Origin of the sequence: Citrobacter sp. CK191, assembly GCF_030333435.1 — a bacterium.
Lineage (GTDB): Bacteria > Pseudomonadota > Gammaproteobacteria > Enterobacterales > Enterobacteriaceae > Citrobacter_B > Citrobacter_B koseri.
This window is the reverse complement of the sequence record NZ_JAOWFX010000033.1, coordinates 79,951-98,066: the sequence shown is the minus strand read 5'-3', so window position 1 is coordinate 98,066 and position 18,116 is coordinate 79,951. Positions and strand designations below refer to the sequence as shown.

Sequence of the window (18,116 nt, the reverse complement as noted above, 5' to 3'; positions counted from 1 at the left end):
CTGGCGGTGTTTTCATCCTAAATGGCGCTTTGCCTCCTGACGCACCCGGTGCAGTACATGATGTTTGATCCCACTGTAAGCCGGGTGTTCAGCCAGAGTTTCGATATCGCGTTCGCGGCCAAAAGGCAGGATGACCTCCTCAACGATTTTTCCGGGCTTCGCCGACATAATCAGAATACGATCGGCCAGGAACAGCGCCTCTTCTACGTCGTGAGTCACAAACAGCAGCGTGGTGCCGGTAGCAAGCCAGGCATCGCGCAGGAGTTCCTGCATCATCAGACGCGTTTGCGCATCCAGCGCGCCGAACGGTTCATCGAGTAGCAACACCTCCGGCTCCGGCAGCCATGCGCGGGCCAGCGCCACGCGCTGTTTCATCCCGCCGGAGAGTTGCCAGGGCGCATGATGTTCAAAGCCTTTCAGCCCTACCCGCGTCAGCCAGTCCAGCGCCTGGGCGTTGACCTCATTTTTGTGGTATTTCCCCAGCCGTGGGCCAAAGGTGACGTTTTCCAGTACCGACAGCCAGGGAAACAAATTTGGCTGCTGGAAGATCATTCCCCGGTCTGGCCCTGGCAGCTTCACTGTCTTTCCGCCTGCCGCCACGCGCCCGCGATCCGGCTTGTTGAATCCGGCGACCAGATTCAGGATCGTGGACTTCCCGCAGCCGGACGGCCCCAACAGAACAACAAATTCCCCTTTCTCCAGAGACAGGCTGATATCGTCCAGCACCGTGAACGGCTGCGGTTTTGCCGCAAAAGAGAGCGATACGTTTTCCAGTGTGATGGCACTCATTACTCTTTCCCCGCCCAGGGCACAAAAAAGCGTTGCAGCCCCAGCAGCAATAAATCCAGTAAATAGCCGATACCGCCGAGCAGCAGAATCCCCAGCATCACGATATCGGTTCGCAGATACGAGCTGGCGTTAATCACCATCCAGCCGAGACCCGAACTGGCCGCCACCATTTCCGCCGCGATGAGCGATGTCCAGCCGATCCCTATCGACAGCCTGACCGTGGTAAACAGTTCCGGCAGCGCATCCGGCAACACCACGCGCAGAAAAATCTGTTTGCGCGACGCGCCGAGCGTTTGCGCCACACGAATGCGCGAGCGGCCAATACGATCGACCGCAGCAGATGCCCCCACGACCACGCTCAGGAAGGTGGCGATGAAGATCAGAAAGAACTTCGACGCCTCACCGATCCCCAGCCAGACGACCGCCAGCGGAATAAGCGCAATCTTGGGTAGCGGGCGCAAAAACTGCACGAACGGATTCAGTACCGCCGCCAGACCTTCCGACAACCCCATCAGCAACCCCAGGGGGATGCCGATGATAATTGCCACAGAAAAAGCGCTTAAGGCCCGGGCCAGGCTGACTGCGACATGCTCCCACAACGGCACCTGACGATAACCATCAGCCAACAGCTCTTCGGTTGTCAGACCGATATCCTGTAGCGACGGCAGCAGCAGCGGGTCCACCCATTGCCGCATCGTCGCCACTTGCCAGACGATAAAGAAAATAGCCACCGAAACGACGCTGATGGCGATGTGATAACTCAATCTCATTGCGCTGCTACCGCCGCGTCACGGATGTAGCGGGAGTTAATGGCGCTGTCCCAGTTCGCCGGGATATCACGTTTGCGGATCTCGCCAATCCCCGCCAGGAAGTCAGAGGTTTTGGTCAGCGCTTTACCAATACCGCTGTCAGTCGTCTGGGTTCCATTGCCAAGCCAGTCCGCCGTACCCTGCTGCGTCAGGGTTGGGTATTCCAGCCCACCCAACGTATTCACGGCAGTCGTCACCGGCGCGCCCACCTCTTTCGCCACAATCGCCGCCGCGCGTTCCGGGTCTTTCTTAAACTCATCAACTTTTTCCTGATGAACGCGCAGGAACGCGCTGACGGTTTGCGGATACTGTTCGGCAAAGGCTTTACGCACGACGTAGTTGTTGTAAATCAGGTAGCCGTCCTTTTGCAGATCTTTGGTCGCGAATACCTGATGCCCGCCGGAGGCTTCAAGTTCCTGAGCAAACGGCGCCCAGACATAGCCCGCGTCGATATCGCCGCGTTTCCAGGCCGCGACCATTTCCGCCGGACGCAGCGGCAATAAGGTTATTTTGCTGCGATCGAGATGGTTAACGCTGATGGCGGCTTCAAGCGCATATTGCGCCGTCGAGTTTGGCGGATAGGCTACGCGTTTGCCTTCAATATCGTTAATACGGGTAATGCCGTCTTTACCAATTAAACGCTCGTAGCTGGCAATCACCCCGGAGACGCCGACAATCTCCACCGGCAGTTTTCTGACAATGCCTGCCGTTGCCGGGCTGGAGCCGAAATTGGCAATATCAATCGCGTTACTGGCAAAATAATTTAACGCATCCGCACCGGACGCAAATTGCACCCATTTGACCTTGCTGTGTAAAGCGTTATCCAGAGAACCATCGGCTTTTGCCAGCATCAGCACCTGAGAACCGCCGCTGTATGCCACGCGGACTTCTGCGGGTGTTTCGGCAACGCTGGTATTGACCCACAGGCCACCCGCTGCAAGTAATACGCAGAGACTTTTTTTCATTTAATTTATCCTTTAAATAATAACGTTATTAATGCCATGCTTCGCGCTGCGTTAGCCATAACCGGGCACACTGTTGCGCCAGCGCTTCTGCGGGATCAATCGACACGGCTAAATGCGGGGATGTCACCTCTGCCAGCGCAACCGGCACTTCCGTACAGGCCAGCACCAGCCTCTCTGCGCCGCGATCGCGCAATGCCTGAGCCTGTAAACTCAGCAGCTCACCGCCAGTACGCAGTTCGCCGCGTTTTACCGCATAGCACCCCGGCACAAACCACTGCCGTAGCTCCTCTGGCGTCGGCTGCACGCTTTCAATCCCCATAGAGGCGAAACCATGCTGGAACCAACCGGCATCCAGCGTGCCCTGCGTAGCGATAAGCCCGACCCGGCGGGGCTTCTCTTTCCCTTCAAATACCGCCAGCGTGGCGTCCACAATATGCAGCAACGGCGCGTCGCTGTGCTGCGCCAGCGCCTCATACCAGTGGTGCGCCGTATTACAGGCGATCACAATGTGGCTGGCGCCCGCGCGGTTCAGCTGTTCCACACCGAGCAAGAGCTGCGGCAACGGCGAAGGCCCCGTTCCCGCCAGCGCCTGTTGGCGATCCGCAATTTGCGGCACATTCCACACCACATGGGGGATTTGCTGTTGATCGCTGCTGGCGGGCGTTGCGCGCAGCAATTTATGCATCAAATCAAGCGTCGCCAGCGGCCCCATGCCGCCAAGAATCCCCAGCAGAAAAGGTGTGCTCATGATGACAAAGAATCTGCGATGACCTGACGATAGCCAAACAGACCTGCGCTTCCTCCCGTATGGATAAACACCACATTCTCATCCTTGCGGAAATGGCCTTGACGGATCAGATCAATCAATCCGGCCATGCCTTTACCGGAATAGACAGGGTCGAGCAGAATCCCCTCGTGCTGCGCCAGCAGTTGCAGCGCTTCAAGCATCCCCTCGGTGGGCAGACCATAGCCTTCGCCCACATAATCACTGTTGGCGACCACCGCCTCACGCGGCAATTCACCCGGCACGCCGAGCAGTTCCCGGGTCTGCTGCGCCAGACGCCAGACGTTGTGTTCCTGTTTATCGCGCGGGGCGCGTACGCTAATCCCGAGGAGAGGAATGCCGCTGTGCGTGGCGGTTAAACCCGCAATCAGGCCAGCCTGCGTGCCAGCGCTGCCGGTGGCATGGACGATATGATCGATACGCAGCCGTAACTGGCTGGACTGCCAAAGCAACTCTTCCGCGCAGGATACGTAACCCAGCGCCCCGATTGCGTTCGAACCGCCACCGGGGATGACATAAGGGGTATGGCCCTGCGCACGCAGGCTTTCCGCATGATGCTCCATTGCCTGCTGCATATCCGTACCGCCGGGCAAATGGGCAATAATTTTGCCGCCGAGCAAACCGTCCAGCAGCACATTGCCGGATTGCTGATACTCATCACCCAGCGTCGTGACGCGTTGTTCGAGAAAAATATGCGCTTCCAGACCCAGTCTGGCCGCCGCCGCGACGGTCTGACGCACATGGTTAGACTGCGTGGCGCCCTGGGTAATGATAATATCCGCCTGTTTCGCCTGGGCGTCGCCGAGCAAAAACTCAAGTTTGCGGGTTTTATTGCCGCCAGTGGCAAGGCCGGTGCAATCGTCTCGTTTTATCCAGATATTTGGCCCCCCCAGCAAGCGTGAAAGTTGAGTGAGGGGCTCCAGTGGAGTCGGGAAATGGCCAAAATGAAGCCGGGGAAAACGCGCCAGATGCATAATAACTCCTGTAAAGAATAACGACGCCGCACATTAAAATTCGGCAGCGAGAGTAAGAAAGGTTCATGGAATATAAGAATGACTATATTGATTTTCTCACTCGCGGCTTACCAAGTTTTTCAGCTATGGATATGAGGAAAAAAGATAAAACAAAAAACGATCGCTTTATTTATTCTATTCGCCAGCATTCATTAACTGACCATCATGCCGATCCGTTTAAACAAATAACCAAATATGTCTTTTGGTGCGCAGGCACGCTCAGGTATTTAATGCTTCCAGGGCGACAAACGCCTGCCAGTTGACGTCATCAATCCAGATGCCCTCTTCCTGGCGCCGGGCATACGCGCGCAATTCCGGTTCTCCGGGGAGCTGCACATCGTGCCCTTCCTGCCCGTTACAAACCCAGTCAACCTGCGCTAACAGCGCCTGTGAGTAACGTTCCTCCGCGCCCAGCCGCGCGGGGTCAAATAGAATCGACAGCATATTGTTGATGATTCCGGCACGCGGCGGAATCTGCTGGCTTTCGGTCTCGCCGCCGGTCAGCGCAGCGCCGAGTAAGCTACATATTAGCGACAATCCCGCGCCTTTATGGCCGCCAAAAGGCAGCAAAGCGCCGAGCGGCTCAGTCATTAATACGGCAGGGTCGGTTGTGGGTTGCCCGTTCGCATCTACCGCGCATCCTGCCGGGATGGCGTGCCCTTCATTCCAGGCGATGCGCGCTTTATTGCCCGCAATGGCGCTGGTCGCGAAATCAAGGATAACCGGAGGGCGGTTTTGTAACGGTACGCCCACGCAAAAGGGGTTTGTACCAAGCCTGGCGCGCAGCCCATCGAACGGCAACACGGCCGACGGCGCCGCCACGTTAGCAAAATGGATCGAGACCAGCCCGGCGCTCGCCACCTGCTCTGCCCATGCGCCGATCCGCCCGAGATGGTGGGTATTAGACAAGCCAATTATTGCCACCCCAAACTGGCGCACACGCTCAATACCCACGCTCATGGCCTGTTCGCCCAACGCCTGGCCGAAGCCATGTCCCCCATCAAAAGAGACAATCGGCCCGGCATCAGACAAGGTGGTCAGCGTGGCGCCAGGGTTCAAATCTCCCGCCAGAATGGCCCGAATATAGCGAGGCAACAGGGTCACACCATGCGAGTCGTGGCCTTTTAATGAGGATTCGACCAGGTTATCCGCTACTTTTTGCGCGATATCAGATCCCGTACCCGCCCGTACCAGATGGCGTTGTAAAAGCGAACGTAAGTGATGATGTGAAAATAATGGCATGATTCTACTCACGGACATTGCCCCTGCAATGGCAGGGGCTATTAAAGAGGTGAGTCCGACTATAGCGAGGATGTATTTGTTACATAACCATGAATAATAACTAAGCTTTTCCGCTTATTAACTAACACGCCATGAATATCGTTATTCATTTTCCTGATATTCATTGCCATTTAAATCATTTCCTTTCCCTCTCGCCTCTGCCCATGATTTTTTGCTGAGAAACACCTTTCTGGGGAACAGATATGAATAAAAGAAACAGGGTATTTGCCTGGACGCTGGCGTTTTCCGCCCTTGGCGGAGTCAGCCAGTCGGCATTTGCGGAAGGGAACATTAGTATCGCGCAGCAATTTGGCATTGGTTATTTAATTCTTGATGTGGTGCGAGACCAGCAGCTTATCGAAAAAGAGGGGCAAAAAGAGGGGCTGGATATCAAAGTAGAGTGGCGCACGATTTCAGGCGCAACCGGGATGAATGAAGCATTGCTCTCTGGCGCTCTGGACGTTGCGTCAGCAGGCGTTCCCCCGGTACTCACCCTATGGGATCGCACCAAAGGTAAGCAAAATGTGAAAGCGATAGCCTCGCTAGGATCGATGCCCAATTATTTATTGAGTAATAACCCGGCGGTAAAAAGCATTAAAGATCTGACCGAAAAAGACCGTATTGCCGTTCCGGCGGCTGGGGTCGGTTTTCAGTCTCGGACATTACAAATCGAGACGGCGAAATTATATGGCGACCAGGACTTCAAACGCTTCGATAAGATTAGCGTCAGTTTACCGCACCCGGACGCCAGCGCGGCCTTAATTGCCGGTGGCTCGGAAATTACCACGCATTTTTCCAGCCCGCCGTTTCAGTATCAGGCGCTGGAGCACAGCAACGTGCATAAAGTGCTCAGTTCCTATGATGTGCTGGGTGGGCAGGCGACATTTAATGTTCTCTATACCACCCAGAAATTCCATGATGAAAATCCAAAAACCTATAAAGCGTTTTATCGCGCCCTCAGTGAAGCCGCAAATATCATTAACCGTGACAAAAATGCGGCTGCCGAAACGTATATTCGCGTCGAGAAATCACGGCTGCCCTTACCGCTGGTACAAAAAATTGTTAACGATCCAGAAATCAGCTTTACGGTTTTCCCTGAGCGTACTGGCGTATATGCCGAAAAACTCCATGAGCTTGGCGTACTGAAAAATAAGGCCGACTCCTGGAAAGACTATTTCTTTAACGAAGCATGGGAAAACCCAGGCAGTTAAACCGCGACACCGGAGGCTCTGATGGTCACTCAGCAAATCGACGGCCCGCTGCTACAGGTCAGTAATGTCGATATTGAATACCGTACCCGTGAACGGCAAGTGCGCGCGACGCATGATGTCAGTTTTGATGTCTGGCCTGGCGACCGCTTTATTTTGCTTGGGCCGTCAGGCTGCGGGAAATCAAGCCTGTTGAAAGCCACTGGCGGTTTTCTCGCCCCGCGCAGCGGCCACATTTCGCTTGCGGGAACGCCGGTTAGCGCTCCCGGCCCGGAACGCATGATGGTATTCCAGGAGTTCGACCAACTGCCGCCGTGGAAAACCGTGCTGGAAAACGTCATGTTTCCTCTGCTGGCCAGCCGGAAAGCCAGTCGTTCACAAGCAAAAGAGACGGCGCTGCATTTTCTCCACAAAGTCGGGCTGGCAGAATTTGCCGACGCTATGCCCCATATGCTCTCCGGCGGGATGAAGCAGCGCGTCGCCATTGCGCGGGCGCTGGCGATGAAACCACGCATCCTGCTGATGGACGAGCCCTTTGCCGCGCTGGATGCGCTGACCCGACGCACAATGCAGGAAGAACTGCTTGCGCTCTGGGAAGAAGAGCGCTTTACCCTGCTGTTCGTCACCCATTCGATTGAAGAGGCGCTGGTGGTGGGCAGCCGTATCCTGGTGCTTTCGCCGCATCCAGGGCGCGTCAGGGCGGAGCTTAACTGTCATCAGTTCACGCTTAATGATTTCGGCAGCGAGGCGTTTCAGCACGCTGCGCGTCATATTCACCATCTGTTATTCCCGACAATCGGGAACAGTCCGTCTCACTCATCCGGCGAGGAGCCAGAGTATGTCCCAGCCACCGTACATTCGTCCTGAATTCGAACGCGAATTACCGCCGCTGCGCAATCTGCCGGTGGAAACGCCGCTACCTTTAAGCCAGCGCCTGTGGAATCAGACGTGGCTGCGCAAGTGTCTGATTGTCGCCCTGGTGCTGGCGCTATGGGAGATCGCCGCGCGAATCCAGCAAAACGATCTGATGTTGCCCGGAGTACTTCAGACGTTGCAGGCGTTTAGCGAAGACATGCGCAATGGCGAACTGCCGGAAAAAATCGTCAACTCACTCAGTACCCTGCTGAAAGGGTATCTGGCAGGCAGTGCGCTGGCGCTGATTGCCAGCGCGCTGGCCGTGACCACCCAGTTTGGCCGCGATCTGCTCAGCACATTAACCGCGATGCTAAATCCGCTGCCGGCAATTGCGCTGCTGCCGCTGGCTTTGCTGTGGTTTGGTCTGGGGAATGCCAGCCTGATATTTGTGCTGATACATTCAGTGATGTGGCCAATCGCGCTGAATACCTGGTCCGGCTTTAGCAGCGTACCGGAAACGCTACGCATGGCGGGGCGCAACTACGGCCTCAGCGGGCCACGCTATGTGATCACGATTCTTATTCCGGCATCGTTGCCCGCTATCCTGTCCGGGCTCAAGATCGGCTGGGCGTTCGCCTGGCGCACGTTGATTGCCGCCGAACTGGTATTTGGCGCGTCCAGCGGCGAAGGAGGCCTGGGCTGGTATATCTTCCAGAATCGCAATGAACTGTTCACCGACCGGGTATTTGCAGGACTGTTAACGGTAATCGCGATTGGCCTGCTGGTGGAAGGCGTGGTATTCGCCAGTCTGGAAAAGATCACGGTGAAACGCTGGGGGATGCAGCGTTAACCCCTCCCCGCGTTCTTTGCAGCCGGACGTTGTCCGGCTTAGCGCGAAATGGTCTTAGTTCCCTTTTTGCTTTTCACGTAGCCACGGCGTTCTGGCGATCAAGACCTGCTCACACTTTACCGATAGCGGTTTCATGAAAGACGACAGCCTTTCGATGCAAATCAGAATCCCAAAATACAGCATCACCGCCTGGGTCGCATTCAGTACCGACATATCGATATTGGCGCTGACAAATATCACCACCACATGCTGCAACAGCATAATAATGTAGGCCCGCGACGCCAGGCTGGATAACCCCTGCCGGAAGCGATCCAGATTAAACAGAGGATGAATCAGCGGGTATCCCGCCAGCAGAATGAAGAGGAAGGCCGCAGCAAACAGCAGGCTTGAGGGTTTCAGAGGAAACAGCACTTCCCGAACCGGTAGCTGATCGATATGCGCCACAATCACCCCGGTCACCACCAGCAGCAGACTGACTGACGCCGCCTGAAGACGGTAGCGCGTGAACCACGGCTGAAAGTGTATGAACAGCATCCCGAAGGTAAAATCACTCACCCGAACCTGTGCTGACCAGTAAGGGTTCACGATGCTTTTATCATATGCCAGTAGCGTAACGACGACCGCCGCCAGCATCGTACAGACAGGAAAACGGACAATGGCCCAGTAAATCACCGGAGAAACGGCGTACAGCAGGATAATACAGCCAATAAACCACTCTCCGGTGAAGTACGCGGTATTGATGTCGTAGACACCGTGCAGATAATGGTCAAACCCGAGAACGGAAGGCAGCAGCGAGTGAAATGCACGCTTCCCGGCGAGCACGTCAGCCAGCGGATTGCCTGGATAGAGGAAAAACACGCTCAGGATGAGGAACAGGATCGCCATTGAGAAATAAGCGATGTTGTAGGGAAGCAGGATCGAATAGACGCGTTTCAGGTAATACTCCTGCACAGAGTATTTACGCAGCGACAGGTAAGCCAGCGCGCCGGATATCATGAAGAAGAAAGAGACGCCCAGCCGCCCTATTCCTCCGGTCAGGTATTCGCGCGGGAACGTCAACACGGTACTGGTATCGAACATGTAGCTGTAATGCGAAGTAACAACCAGCAGTACAGCCAGAATGCGGAGAATATCAAAAAAATAATTACGTGTTGTTTGCATACTCTTTCTTGTTAACAAGCCAGCAGACAACATGACAAAGGTCCGGTTGCATACTGGAAAAATGACCAGGCCTGTTCAAGGATAACGTGTAGATTACGCTTGCGTGATACTTTGCAGATCCCTCAGCATCCTTCTGAGGCACTTAAGTTTGTTTTTATCCCGTATAACGCTCCAGAACTTGCTCAGTTGAAAGAGCGTCTTATCCCCAAAGCCGTCAATAACTTTGAAGCGGTACTCCTGACGAGCATCGTCCCAGGCATAAACAATATTTTTGCAATGCAGCGAGTTGATAATGACGTCTGTATGAATAAACCACGCTAAAAAAGCGTTGAGCTTACTGAATTTCTCTGCGTCCAGTTCGTTGTGCTTTGCAAGGTCATACAATGTTCTGGCAATGTTGCCCTGCTGGTCATGCTCTTTGACGATAACCTGCCCAATCCCTTTATCTGTCTCCACTAGCCCTTCAATTTTCTGGATGAAGAGCGAGTCAGTTTCGTCGCGCGGCTTGCACTCTTTGACGTCCCGATAGACTTCACGAAGCTTACTCTTATATTTGGGAATGGTCGGGATGACGACTTTGATCAGTAGTTGATGATTGTGCGGATGCTGAAAGACGTAACGATCGTTCCCTCTGGCCAGTAAATCATTTTCGGTCAAGGTAAGCTTTTTCATACAGTGTTGACTCATAAAAGAAAAAAACAGACTGGCCCATGCAAACGAAGAGATGGCGTTACGTCATGTCCTGGTTACAGCCGAGACAGTTTAATGTTAATAACCTAAACGGCAGGTCAATGAGTCATGAAGTCGGCGGACGGTTCACGTCCGCCGGAAGGCTATCAAAACGTCACGTTCACTTTTCCCCAGAATGTTCTTCCCGGTTCATTCACCGACGTATTCGCGGAGTAACCAAAGCTGCTATTACCGGCAAGGTTCAGATGTTCGCTGTAGGCTTTATCAAACAGGTTATCAACGCCCGCGCTGAGTTTCACAGACTTGTTCAGCCGGTAGGCCGCATTCGCGGAGAATATGGCGAACCCCGCGCTGCTATCAAAATCTTTACCCACGACGTTCCCTTCGTTAATCGCGACGCGATGCTGGCTGCTGACCAGACGCAGCAGACCGGTACTGCTCCAGTCGCCGCGTTCCCATGTCAGACCCAGGCGCGCTTCAAGCGGTGGAATCTGCGGCAATGGCTGATGGTCGTCGGTATTTCGCCCCCAGGAATAAGCAAGGCTGGCATCGGTTTTCCATGTTTCGGTCAATTGATAGCCGATGCCCGCTTCTCCCCCCATGATGGTCGCATTGACGTTATCAACCTGACTTATACGAGGATGATGAGGGTCGTAACGGAACAGAATAAAATCATTAACCCGGCCAATATAGGCAGAAACCCAGCCGTTAAGACGCTTACCGGTATACTGCGCGCCAATATCAAGCTGAGTCGTCTTTTCCGTTTTGACGTTATCGAAAACATCTGCCGACCCGTCAGGACCATAGGTGGGAGAAAAAAGCTCCCAGTAGTCGGGGAAACGCTCGGTATAGCCGATCCCCGCGTAAAACATCACGGGCATCTCCGCCAGATTATGCTCAACGCGCACAAACCCGGCCGGTAGTAGATCAGTGCGCTGCGAGGAGCCGGTGTCAGTGAAATTGTCCACCAGTACGCGATCAAGACGCGCGCCGCCTGTCACTTTGCTTTGCTCCGTCGCAAGCCAGGTCAATTCACTGAATAAACCATAGTCGTGAAAACGGGCGTCTTTGTCCCAGCGGTCATCGTCTTTACTGCGATGCGTGCTCAGTTGCGTATCAACGCCGCTGCGTAACTCATAGTCTGACCACAACCACGTTCCCATCATCCGTCCGCCAACGGTACGGCGATCCAGCTGCATTGCCATTGGCATACTCATCGAATGCATGGCAGAACCGTGTTCCATTGCCGACCCCATCGCCGAACCCATGCTTCCTGACATATTCATGCCGGGAGCGCGCAGCGAGTAGTTATCCATAACGTGATTCGCATAGTTGTAGTAGATATTTGCTTCTAACTTATCAAATACCTCGCCGATGCCGGATTTTTCAAACCGCATCCCCAGGCTTTCACGCCTGAACCGGGAACCGTCCATACTGCGCCCGGCATAGCGAGCTTCACCGTCGCCTTTACCCGCCGTCATTTCCAGCAGCGTGTCTTTGTCTGGCGTCCAGCCCAGCGCCATATCGCCGTTCCATTTATCCCATTTCGACGGCACGCGGTCGCCATTGCCATCTTTGTAGTCACCCGCCCGGGATTTGTTGCCGATAAGCCGCAAATAGCCGTCCTCACTTCCCAGACTGATGTCCGCATTTTCATCCCTGCGGTTATTCGAGGCGGCAAGGACGCTGGCCGTCCCCTGAATACCGGGTTTATCAAAACGCGGCTGTTCCCGGTCAAAGCGGAGGGTTCCCGCAGAGTTGCCCGGCCCCCAGAGCACGGTTTCCGGCCCCTTTACCAGGGTCAGCACATCAAAACTTTCCGGGGAGATATAAGAACTCGGCGCATCCATACGTGCCGGGCAGGCTCCCGGCATTTCGCCGTTATCGGTCAAAATTCGCAGACGAGAGCCGAACATCCCGCGAAAGACCGGATCGCCGTTTGTCCCGCCATTGCGAATTTGCGAGAACCCAGGGATCGTTTTCAGATAATCAGAGCCATCGCTGGCGGGAACGGGCTGACGAGGCGTTTTTGGCGACGTGACGATTTCCAGCGGAGAAGCGACCGGCGCGGTCACAATCATTACCGAATCATCCGCCATTTTTGCATGATCGTGCTGTTCGCTTGCCCACGCCGCCTTTGCGGTCAGCGCGATCAGGACCAGAGAAGCCAGAGGAGTAAGCCCGAAGTATTGCCGTTTCATAACATTCCTTACTGTTTTTCAGGCGCAACGACGCATTGCCCGTCAAAAGGGCAAAACGCTACGCAATGTCTGTTTTTTTATTGTTTAAAACGAAAACGGAAATACAGCAGGCGGCGCGCGAGCGCGCTGAGGCGCCCACGGGCGGAAGATAACGGAAAGGTGTAATGGCCGTACTGAACAACAGATAACAAACAGCAGCAACAGCCAGAGCAAGAACACCAGCGCAAACTGGACAAACGGCAGATGTACCAGCAACTGGCAGTACCCGCAGACGATCTCTTCCACGGGCGACATCGCTTTGCCGGACATCATCTGGTGAGCGACCGAAAGAGAAGTCTCACACGGCGCAGAAGCCGCCATGTCATGGTGCGAGCCTGACGACATCATCACCATTGAGTGCGACGAGTGCTCACAGTCGGCCTGGCGGGCAATTGATTTTGAAATAACGGGCGCAATAAACAACATGGCGACGGCAAATAATGCCAGCCATGCTGTTATTCGGTTGATTCGCGTTCGCCCGTGCAAAACGTTACCCGGAGTTGAGGTGTTTGTCAGATTGTAACTGATTTACATTCGCAATATCACAACTAATTACAGGGGAACAGGTGATTCATAGCCCCACACATCACATCTCGCTCCCCTGACCTGCGCTAAAACTTATAGTGCTCTTTACTCAGGCCATATTTCTTCATTCTGAGATAGAGCTTTTTACGGGGAATTTGCAGGTACTCTGCCACTTCGTTAATGCGCCCCTGATGGATATTCAGCGCTTCGGTGATGATCTGCCGTTCAACGTCTTCGACCCGCTGGTCAAGCGGCGTCGGCTCACCGACGTGCATCTGTGGATTCGCCGTTTCCGCGAGAGGCAATACCCCCACGGCAAACAGTTCGGCGGCGTTCGCCAGTTCACGGACGTTGTTCGGCCACACCCGGCGCATCATTCCCTTCAGCAGGTCGTTATCCACCTCCGGCACCGGATGATTCAGCCGTTGACAGGCTTTCTGCAAATAGTGATGAAACAACGGCCCGATATCATCAGGTCGCTGTGACAGGGGCTGACAGGCGATTTGCGTCATGGCAAAACAGTAATAAAGCTCCGCTACAATCTGGTTGCTGGCCGCCAGTTCCACCAGCGAAGCGTTGCCGATACCGATCAGGCGAAAAGGCCGCCGCTCCAGACTCTGCAACTGCACCAGTTGATGCTGCTGTTCACGGGTCAGATTCTCAGGGTGACTTAATACCAGCGTCCCGCCCTGAACCTGCGCGATAAGCTCATTAAGTTTTTGGGCACTGGCAGGGGTCAGTTCGCAGTAAATAAAAGGGCCCCCGGCGTTACGCCCCAACTGGTGCAAATAGCGCGCGCCGGTCATGCGACCGGTTCCCGGTTCGCCGTAAAGCCAGACCGCAATATCCGTTTCTGCCAGTTGCTGTAAGCGCTGACGATACTGATGCGTCCATTGGCTGCGCCCAATTAGCTCAACCTGCAACTTCTGCTGGCAGTACTGGCGACGCGCTATCACCGATTGCCTATGGCGTAACGCCGCCTCAACCAGCGAGAGTAACTTGCCCGGGTCTACCGGCTTTTGCAGGAAGTCCCAGGCTCCTTTTTTCACCGCATCCACCGCCATAGGCACGTCGCCATGTCCGGTGATAAGCAGAATCGGCAGCTGCTCGTCATCCTGATGAAACAACGTCATCAAATCGATGCCGGAGCAGCCAGGCATGCAGACATCGCTCAACACGATACCGGGCCAGTCCTTCTGCACCCACTCCCGCGCATCAAAGGGATTATTGCAGACACAGACGTGATAACCCGCCTGCTCAAGCAGCTGTGTATAGGCATCAAGCACATCGGCGTCATCATCAATCAGCAGAATCGAACATTCATTACTCAACATCTTTTACATCCGTCACATTGAATTGCAGCACCACGCAGGCATTTCGCGTCAACGTGGACGCCAGGCGCAACGCGCCTTCCATTTGCGTCATCAGCGAAACACAAATCGAAAGCCCAATGCCCAGCCCCACATCTTTACTGGTCGTAAACGGCTTCAGTAATGAGGGTAGCAAGGCCGCAGGCCAGCCGGGGCCATTGTCGGCAATCAACACGCACAGCGTGTCGCCCTGAATTTGCCAGCTCACCGTAATTGCCGCCGCGTTCGGGCAGGCGTCGAGCGCATTCGCCAGCACGTTCACCAGCACCTGCTGGATGCGTACTTCATCACCGCTGACCCAAACGGTTTCATCCGGTATCGCGAGCGCCCCCTGCTGAGGCTTATGGCGCATCGCCAGCAGTTCCCACGCCGCCGTAAACGTCTGGCGCAAATCAACCGGATGCAGCGGCGTTTCCAGTTCAGCACGACGGGTAAACTGGCGCAGCGAGCGGATAATCGCGTCAATGCGGTTAATCAGCCCTTCCGCTTTGCTTAACGTCGTTCGCGCCTGTTCCGTCTGCCCCTGTTCAATCGCCCGCCCCGCCGTAAACAGATACATCGACAGCGCATTCAGCGGCTGGTTGATCTCATGCGCCAGCGTGGTCATCGTCTGCCCGACCACCGCCAGTTTTGCCGTCTGGATCAGCTCGTCCTGGGTGGCGCGCAGATCGGCCTCAATCGCTTTTCGTTCGGCGATCTCCTGCTCAAGTTGCTGTTTTTGCGCGTTAAGCTGCCCCAGCGTGTGGCGAAGCAAACCCGCAATACGCCCCAGTTCATCCCGCCCATACACCGGAATCGTGGCATCCGTTCGCCCTAAACCAATCTGCACCACCGCCTGATTCAGCGCGGTAAAGCGTTTCACCAGCCGCGAACGGATAAAATAATGGTTCAACACCCACGCCAACAGCAGCGCCAGCAGCGTCGCCACCAGAATCAACCCGCCGCTAACGCGGACAATCTGCTCCATACGCTGATTAAACATCTGCATTTGCTGGTGACTGCTGCCAAGCTGGGCCTCAAGCAGCGTCCTGAAGCGCCCCAGCGTCGCTTCTCTGGCACGGCTGGCATCCACTAACGCTTTTTGCGCGGCGACATAGTCGCGCATGGTGTCCGGCATTTTATTTTTCACCATGCCAATTTCCAGCAGCTCATCAATGGTTTGTCGCAGGGTGATCGTACTCGGCCAGTCATTCAGCGCACGAATATTTTCATCCGCCGTTTTTTTCAGGTTTTCGAGATAGCGGATATGCGTCTCAACCAGCATGCCATCATCATTTCCAGACTTCAGTTCATTGAGCCTGTCGCGCAGGTCGTCAACAATTTGATTCTCAATGCGCGCCAGCGTATAGACCTGCTGCTGCTCGTTCTGTACTTCACGGGAGCGTTTCAGATACTGCGCCGCATCGCCTTGCCGGGCTTCAATCTGATCCAGCAGCGTTCCCTGCTGCCAGGTGAAATCCTGCACCAGAGAATTCAGTTCAGTGGTGAAATCGTCGTGCAGCCAGTCAATACGCGCAGACAGTTCCCCCACCTTTTCACGTACCAGAAACATGTTGTAGAGCACGCGATCCAGTTCCGACAGCAGCGCGCGGCTGTCCTGCAAAATCACCGCCAGCTGCTGGCGTTCTGCGGGTGACAGCCCCTGGCTCAGCCGCTCGATTTTATCCAGATGCTGAATAATCTGGTTGCGCAGTTGCAGGCGCACCGTGGTGTTCGGCGCCAGCAAAAACTCATTCAACTGATCCACCACCAGATTGAGATTCCCTTCAATCAGAAAAGCAGAATGGATGCGGGGAAAATATTCATCCAGCGAATAGCGTATTTGCGAGCTTTGCTCATGCCATGAATAGAGGCTGACGCTGCTGACTATCAGCGTCAGCAGCGCGCCCATCAGGAAAGCGCCCCGTAAACTGCTGCTGATGCTGATTTGCCGCAGACGTTGCAGCATTGACCCGCCCTTCATTTCAGTTCTTCCAGTTTATTGATCGCCTGACGCTGGTTGTTGAGAAACCAGATCTGCCACTCCATCATTTGCTGCTCCGCAAAGCTCTTATTGTCGAACTGCGCCAGCCAGGCTTCATCTTCGCTGCTTGCCGGATCGACCGGCACACGGGTTAACAGCGCGCGTATTTCAGGCAACGGACGCTTAAGACGGGCTTCCGCGCTGTGCAGCGCTCGCCAGGCATCTTTCAACTGGGCGAGACGAAAGCTGATTGCCGTATCAAACATACGCTGAACCAGACGCTGACGTTTCAGGATCAGCCGATAATTTAACGGCGGTTGATTCATCAGTACCGCCTGTTGCGCTGCCCGTGGGTTTCCTGCCGCCAGCGGCGTAACCGGATATTTCCCCGTATTGGCGTCAGCGAGGATCCGCTGCCCTTCCGGGCTTAACAGATAGCGAATAAAACGCCGCGCTTCGCTGGCATGCTGGCTGTTTTTGAGTACCGCGACATAGGTAGGCGAAACGGCCGACTGCGGAAAGTAGGTAAAGGCCAGATGAGGATCGTTCAGCAACAGATTGGCATAGTTATCAATCACCGGGCCGGCCACGCCCAGCCCGCTTTTTATTTTATCCGCCACGCCAAAGCTGCGTGATGAAATCGTCACGAGGTTTCCCGCACTCGCCAACAACGTTTCCCATCCCTGCGCCCAGCCTTTTTGTTGCAACAGCGCCTCCACCATCAGGTGGTTGGTATCCGAGCGCGATGGGCTGCTCATCAGCAGCGCCCCCTGATATCTGGGATCGGTCAGGTCGTCCCAGTCCGTTGGCGAAGGCAGATGCCGTGCAGTCAGCGCCGAGCGATTAATCAGCAAACCGAATCCCGAGATAGCCACGGCAACGGAGGTTGAACGGATGGATTCCGGCACCAGATGTTGACTGACTGACGGCGCACCGTTGAACGGCGCCAGTTTTTGATGTTCCTGAAGATGCTGAAGCAACATCGGCGACGAGGTCAGAATCAGATCAACGTTTTCCGCATTTGCCGTATCAAGCAACTGTTCCAGCGAGGCGCTGGTGCGATTGAGCGTGCGGATCATCACCGACCCCGGCTCCGTCTGCCAGCGCTGGATAATCCACGCGGTGGCGCTGGGGGAAAATGTTGTCGCCATCACCAGTTCATTGCTTTGCGCCGCACAGGGTCTGAACAACGCGGTCAGCAGCAGCAACGCGAACGTTTTGCTAACCATCCCGCCCCGACGAAGAAACATGTTTGTGATCCCGTTCATAAATATTGAGATATCGAAAAAATAGCGTTGAGACAAAACTTACCCGTTTGTGACAATTAGCGGATGAATAACCACTATCGTAAAAATATTCGTGCTGGCATCCGAAAATACCAGCAAAGATTACCAGATAATGAATGTGGAATTTGTTAATATCCGCACAAGCCAGACATAAAACCAGCGTCTGATTAATTACGCCGCATTTCACTCATTCAAAACGTGTCAAAAATAACCTTTCAATTCATCATTTTGAGTCAATTTTGACACATTTCATCGACTTGAGTTTCATGGCCGCTTATTTCACTCTTCATGCCGAATACTCCTGATGTTCATACCAATATAAAATAC

The 18,116-nt window shown here is 54.6% G+C and carries 17 protein-coding genes; 4 read left to right on the top strand and 13 right to left on the bottom strand.

The window, feature by feature from the left end; all coding sequences use genetic code 11:
- Positions 1 to 12 precede the first annotated feature (12 nt).
- From OGV82_RS17720 to cuyA, 5 genes are read right to left on the bottom strand one after another with little or no spacing between them, the layout of a single operon-like run.
- The gene (locus OGV82_RS17720; protein WP_047457671.1) at positions 13 to 789 is read right to left on the bottom strand and encodes an ABC transporter ATP-binding protein; all 777 of its coding nucleotides are present in this window, start codon (positions 787 to 789) and stop codon (positions 13 to 15) included.
- Positions 789 to 1,559 carry an ABC transporter permease gene (locus OGV82_RS17715; protein ID WP_047457674.1) on the bottom strand — a complete coding sequence of 257 codons (771 nt, stop codon included), beginning with the start codon at positions 1,557 to 1,559 and terminating at the stop codon, positions 789 to 791. Before OGV82_RS17715 ends, OGV82_RS17720 begins: the two co-directional genes overlap by 1 nt.
- Positions 1,556 to 2,563 (bottom strand): taurine ABC transporter substrate-binding protein, encoded by a 1,008-nt coding sequence (locus OGV82_RS17710; RefSeq protein ID WP_012132932.1) that lies wholly within the window; start codon positions 2,561 to 2,563, stop codon positions 1,556 to 1,558. The genes OGV82_RS17715 and OGV82_RS17710 overlap by 4 nt, the downstream gene beginning before the upstream one ends.
- Positions 2,564 to 2,591: 28 nt before the next feature.
- Positions 2,592 to 3,311 (bottom strand): cysteate racemase, encoded by a 720-nt coding sequence (gene cuyB, locus OGV82_RS17705; RefSeq protein ID WP_012132933.1) that lies wholly within the window; start codon positions 3,309 to 3,311, stop codon positions 2,592 to 2,594.
- Positions 3,308 to 4,321 (bottom strand): D-cysteate sulfo-lyase, encoded by a 1,014-nt coding sequence (cuyA, locus tag OGV82_RS17700; protein ID WP_012132934.1) that lies wholly within the window; start codon positions 4,319 to 4,321, stop codon positions 3,308 to 3,310. Before cuyA ends, cuyB begins: the two co-directional genes overlap by 4 nt.
- A 65-nt stretch (positions 4,322 to 4,386) precedes the next feature.
- On the opposite strand from cuyA, the gene OGV82_RS17695 reads away from it, so the two are divergent.
- A complete protein-coding gene (locus tag OGV82_RS17695; protein ID WP_145991260.1) occupies positions 4,387 to 4,623 on the top strand; it encodes a hypothetical protein in 237 nt (78 codons plus the stop codon).
- On the opposite strand, the gene OGV82_RS17690 is transcribed toward OGV82_RS17695, so the two are convergent.
- The gene (locus OGV82_RS17690) at positions 4,580 to 5,602 is read right to left on the bottom strand and encodes a malate/lactate/ureidoglycolate dehydrogenase (protein WP_101744366.1); all 1,023 of its coding nucleotides are present in this window, start codon (positions 5,600 to 5,602) and stop codon (positions 4,580 to 4,582) included. The two genes, OGV82_RS17695 and OGV82_RS17690, sit on opposite strands and share 44 nt — an antisense overlap.
- 242 nt (positions 5,603 to 5,844) lie before the next feature.
- On the opposite strand from OGV82_RS17690, the gene OGV82_RS17685 reads away from it, so the two are divergent.
- Genes OGV82_RS17685 through OGV82_RS17675 form a run of 3 tightly spaced genes read left to right on the top strand, consistent with a single transcriptional unit; the run spans position 5,845 to position 8,554 of the window.
- Complete coding sequence (locus tag OGV82_RS17685; RefSeq protein ID WP_012132938.1) at positions 5,845 to 6,852, top strand: ABC transporter substrate-binding protein; 1,008 nt, start codon at positions 5,845 to 5,847, stop codon at positions 6,850 to 6,852.
- Positions 6,853 to 6,873: 21 nt separating this feature from the next.
- A complete protein-coding gene (locus OGV82_RS17680; protein WP_101744364.1) occupies positions 6,874 to 7,716 on the top strand; it encodes an ABC transporter ATP-binding protein in 843 nt (280 codons plus the stop codon).
- The gene (locus OGV82_RS17675) at positions 7,688 to 8,554 is read left to right on the top strand and encodes an ABC transporter permease (RefSeq protein ID WP_047457694.1); all 867 of its coding nucleotides are present in this window, start codon (positions 7,688 to 7,690) and stop codon (positions 8,552 to 8,554) included. Before OGV82_RS17680 ends, OGV82_RS17675 begins: the two co-directional genes overlap by 29 nt.
- A 54-nt stretch (positions 8,555 to 8,608) precedes the next feature.
- Here the strand turns inward: OGV82_RS17675 and OGV82_RS17670 are convergent, their stop codons facing one another.
- From OGV82_RS17670 to pgtC, 7 genes are all read right to left on the bottom strand, one after another.
- Complete coding sequence (locus OGV82_RS17670; protein WP_012132941.1) at positions 8,609 to 9,715, bottom strand: acyltransferase family protein; 1,107 nt, start codon at positions 9,713 to 9,715, stop codon at positions 8,609 to 8,611.
- Between the two features lie 93 nt (positions 9,716 to 9,808).
- Positions 9,809 to 10,387, bottom strand: a complete 579-nt coding sequence (locus tag OGV82_RS17665; protein WP_101744363.1) for a PhoP regulatory network YrbL family protein — start codon at positions 10,385 to 10,387, stop codon at positions 9,809 to 9,811.
- Positions 10,388 to 10,551: 164 nt separating this feature from the next.
- Complete coding sequence (locus OGV82_RS17660) at positions 10,552 to 12,606, bottom strand: TonB-dependent copper receptor (RefSeq protein ID WP_200052969.1); 2,055 nt, start codon at positions 12,604 to 12,606, stop codon at positions 10,552 to 10,554.
- An 84-nt stretch (positions 12,607 to 12,690) separates the two neighbouring features.
- On the bottom strand, positions 12,691 to 13,131 hold the full coding sequence (locus OGV82_RS17655; RefSeq protein ID WP_101744361.1) for a DUF2946 domain-containing protein: 441 nt from the start codon (positions 13,129 to 13,131) through the stop codon (positions 12,691 to 12,693).
- A gap of 125 nt (positions 13,132 to 13,256) precedes the next feature.
- The gene (gene pgtA, locus OGV82_RS17650; RefSeq protein ID WP_047457699.1) at positions 13,257 to 14,504 is read right to left on the bottom strand and encodes a two-component system response regulator PgtA; all 1,248 of its coding nucleotides are present in this window, start codon (positions 14,502 to 14,504) and stop codon (positions 13,257 to 13,259) included.
- Positions 14,494 to 16,488 (bottom strand): two-component system sensor histidine kinase PgtB, encoded by a 1,995-nt coding sequence (gene pgtB / locus OGV82_RS17645; RefSeq protein WP_371320446.1) that lies wholly within the window; start codon positions 16,486 to 16,488, stop codon positions 14,494 to 14,496. The genes pgtA and pgtB overlap by 11 nt, the downstream gene beginning before the upstream one ends.
- A gap of 11 nt (positions 16,489 to 16,499) precedes the next feature.
- Complete coding sequence (gene pgtC / locus OGV82_RS17640; RefSeq protein WP_172962719.1) at positions 16,500 to 17,732, bottom strand: phosphoglycerate transport regulator PgtC; 1,233 nt, start codon at positions 17,730 to 17,732, stop codon at positions 16,500 to 16,502.
- Positions 17,733 to 18,116 lie beyond the last annotated feature (384 nt).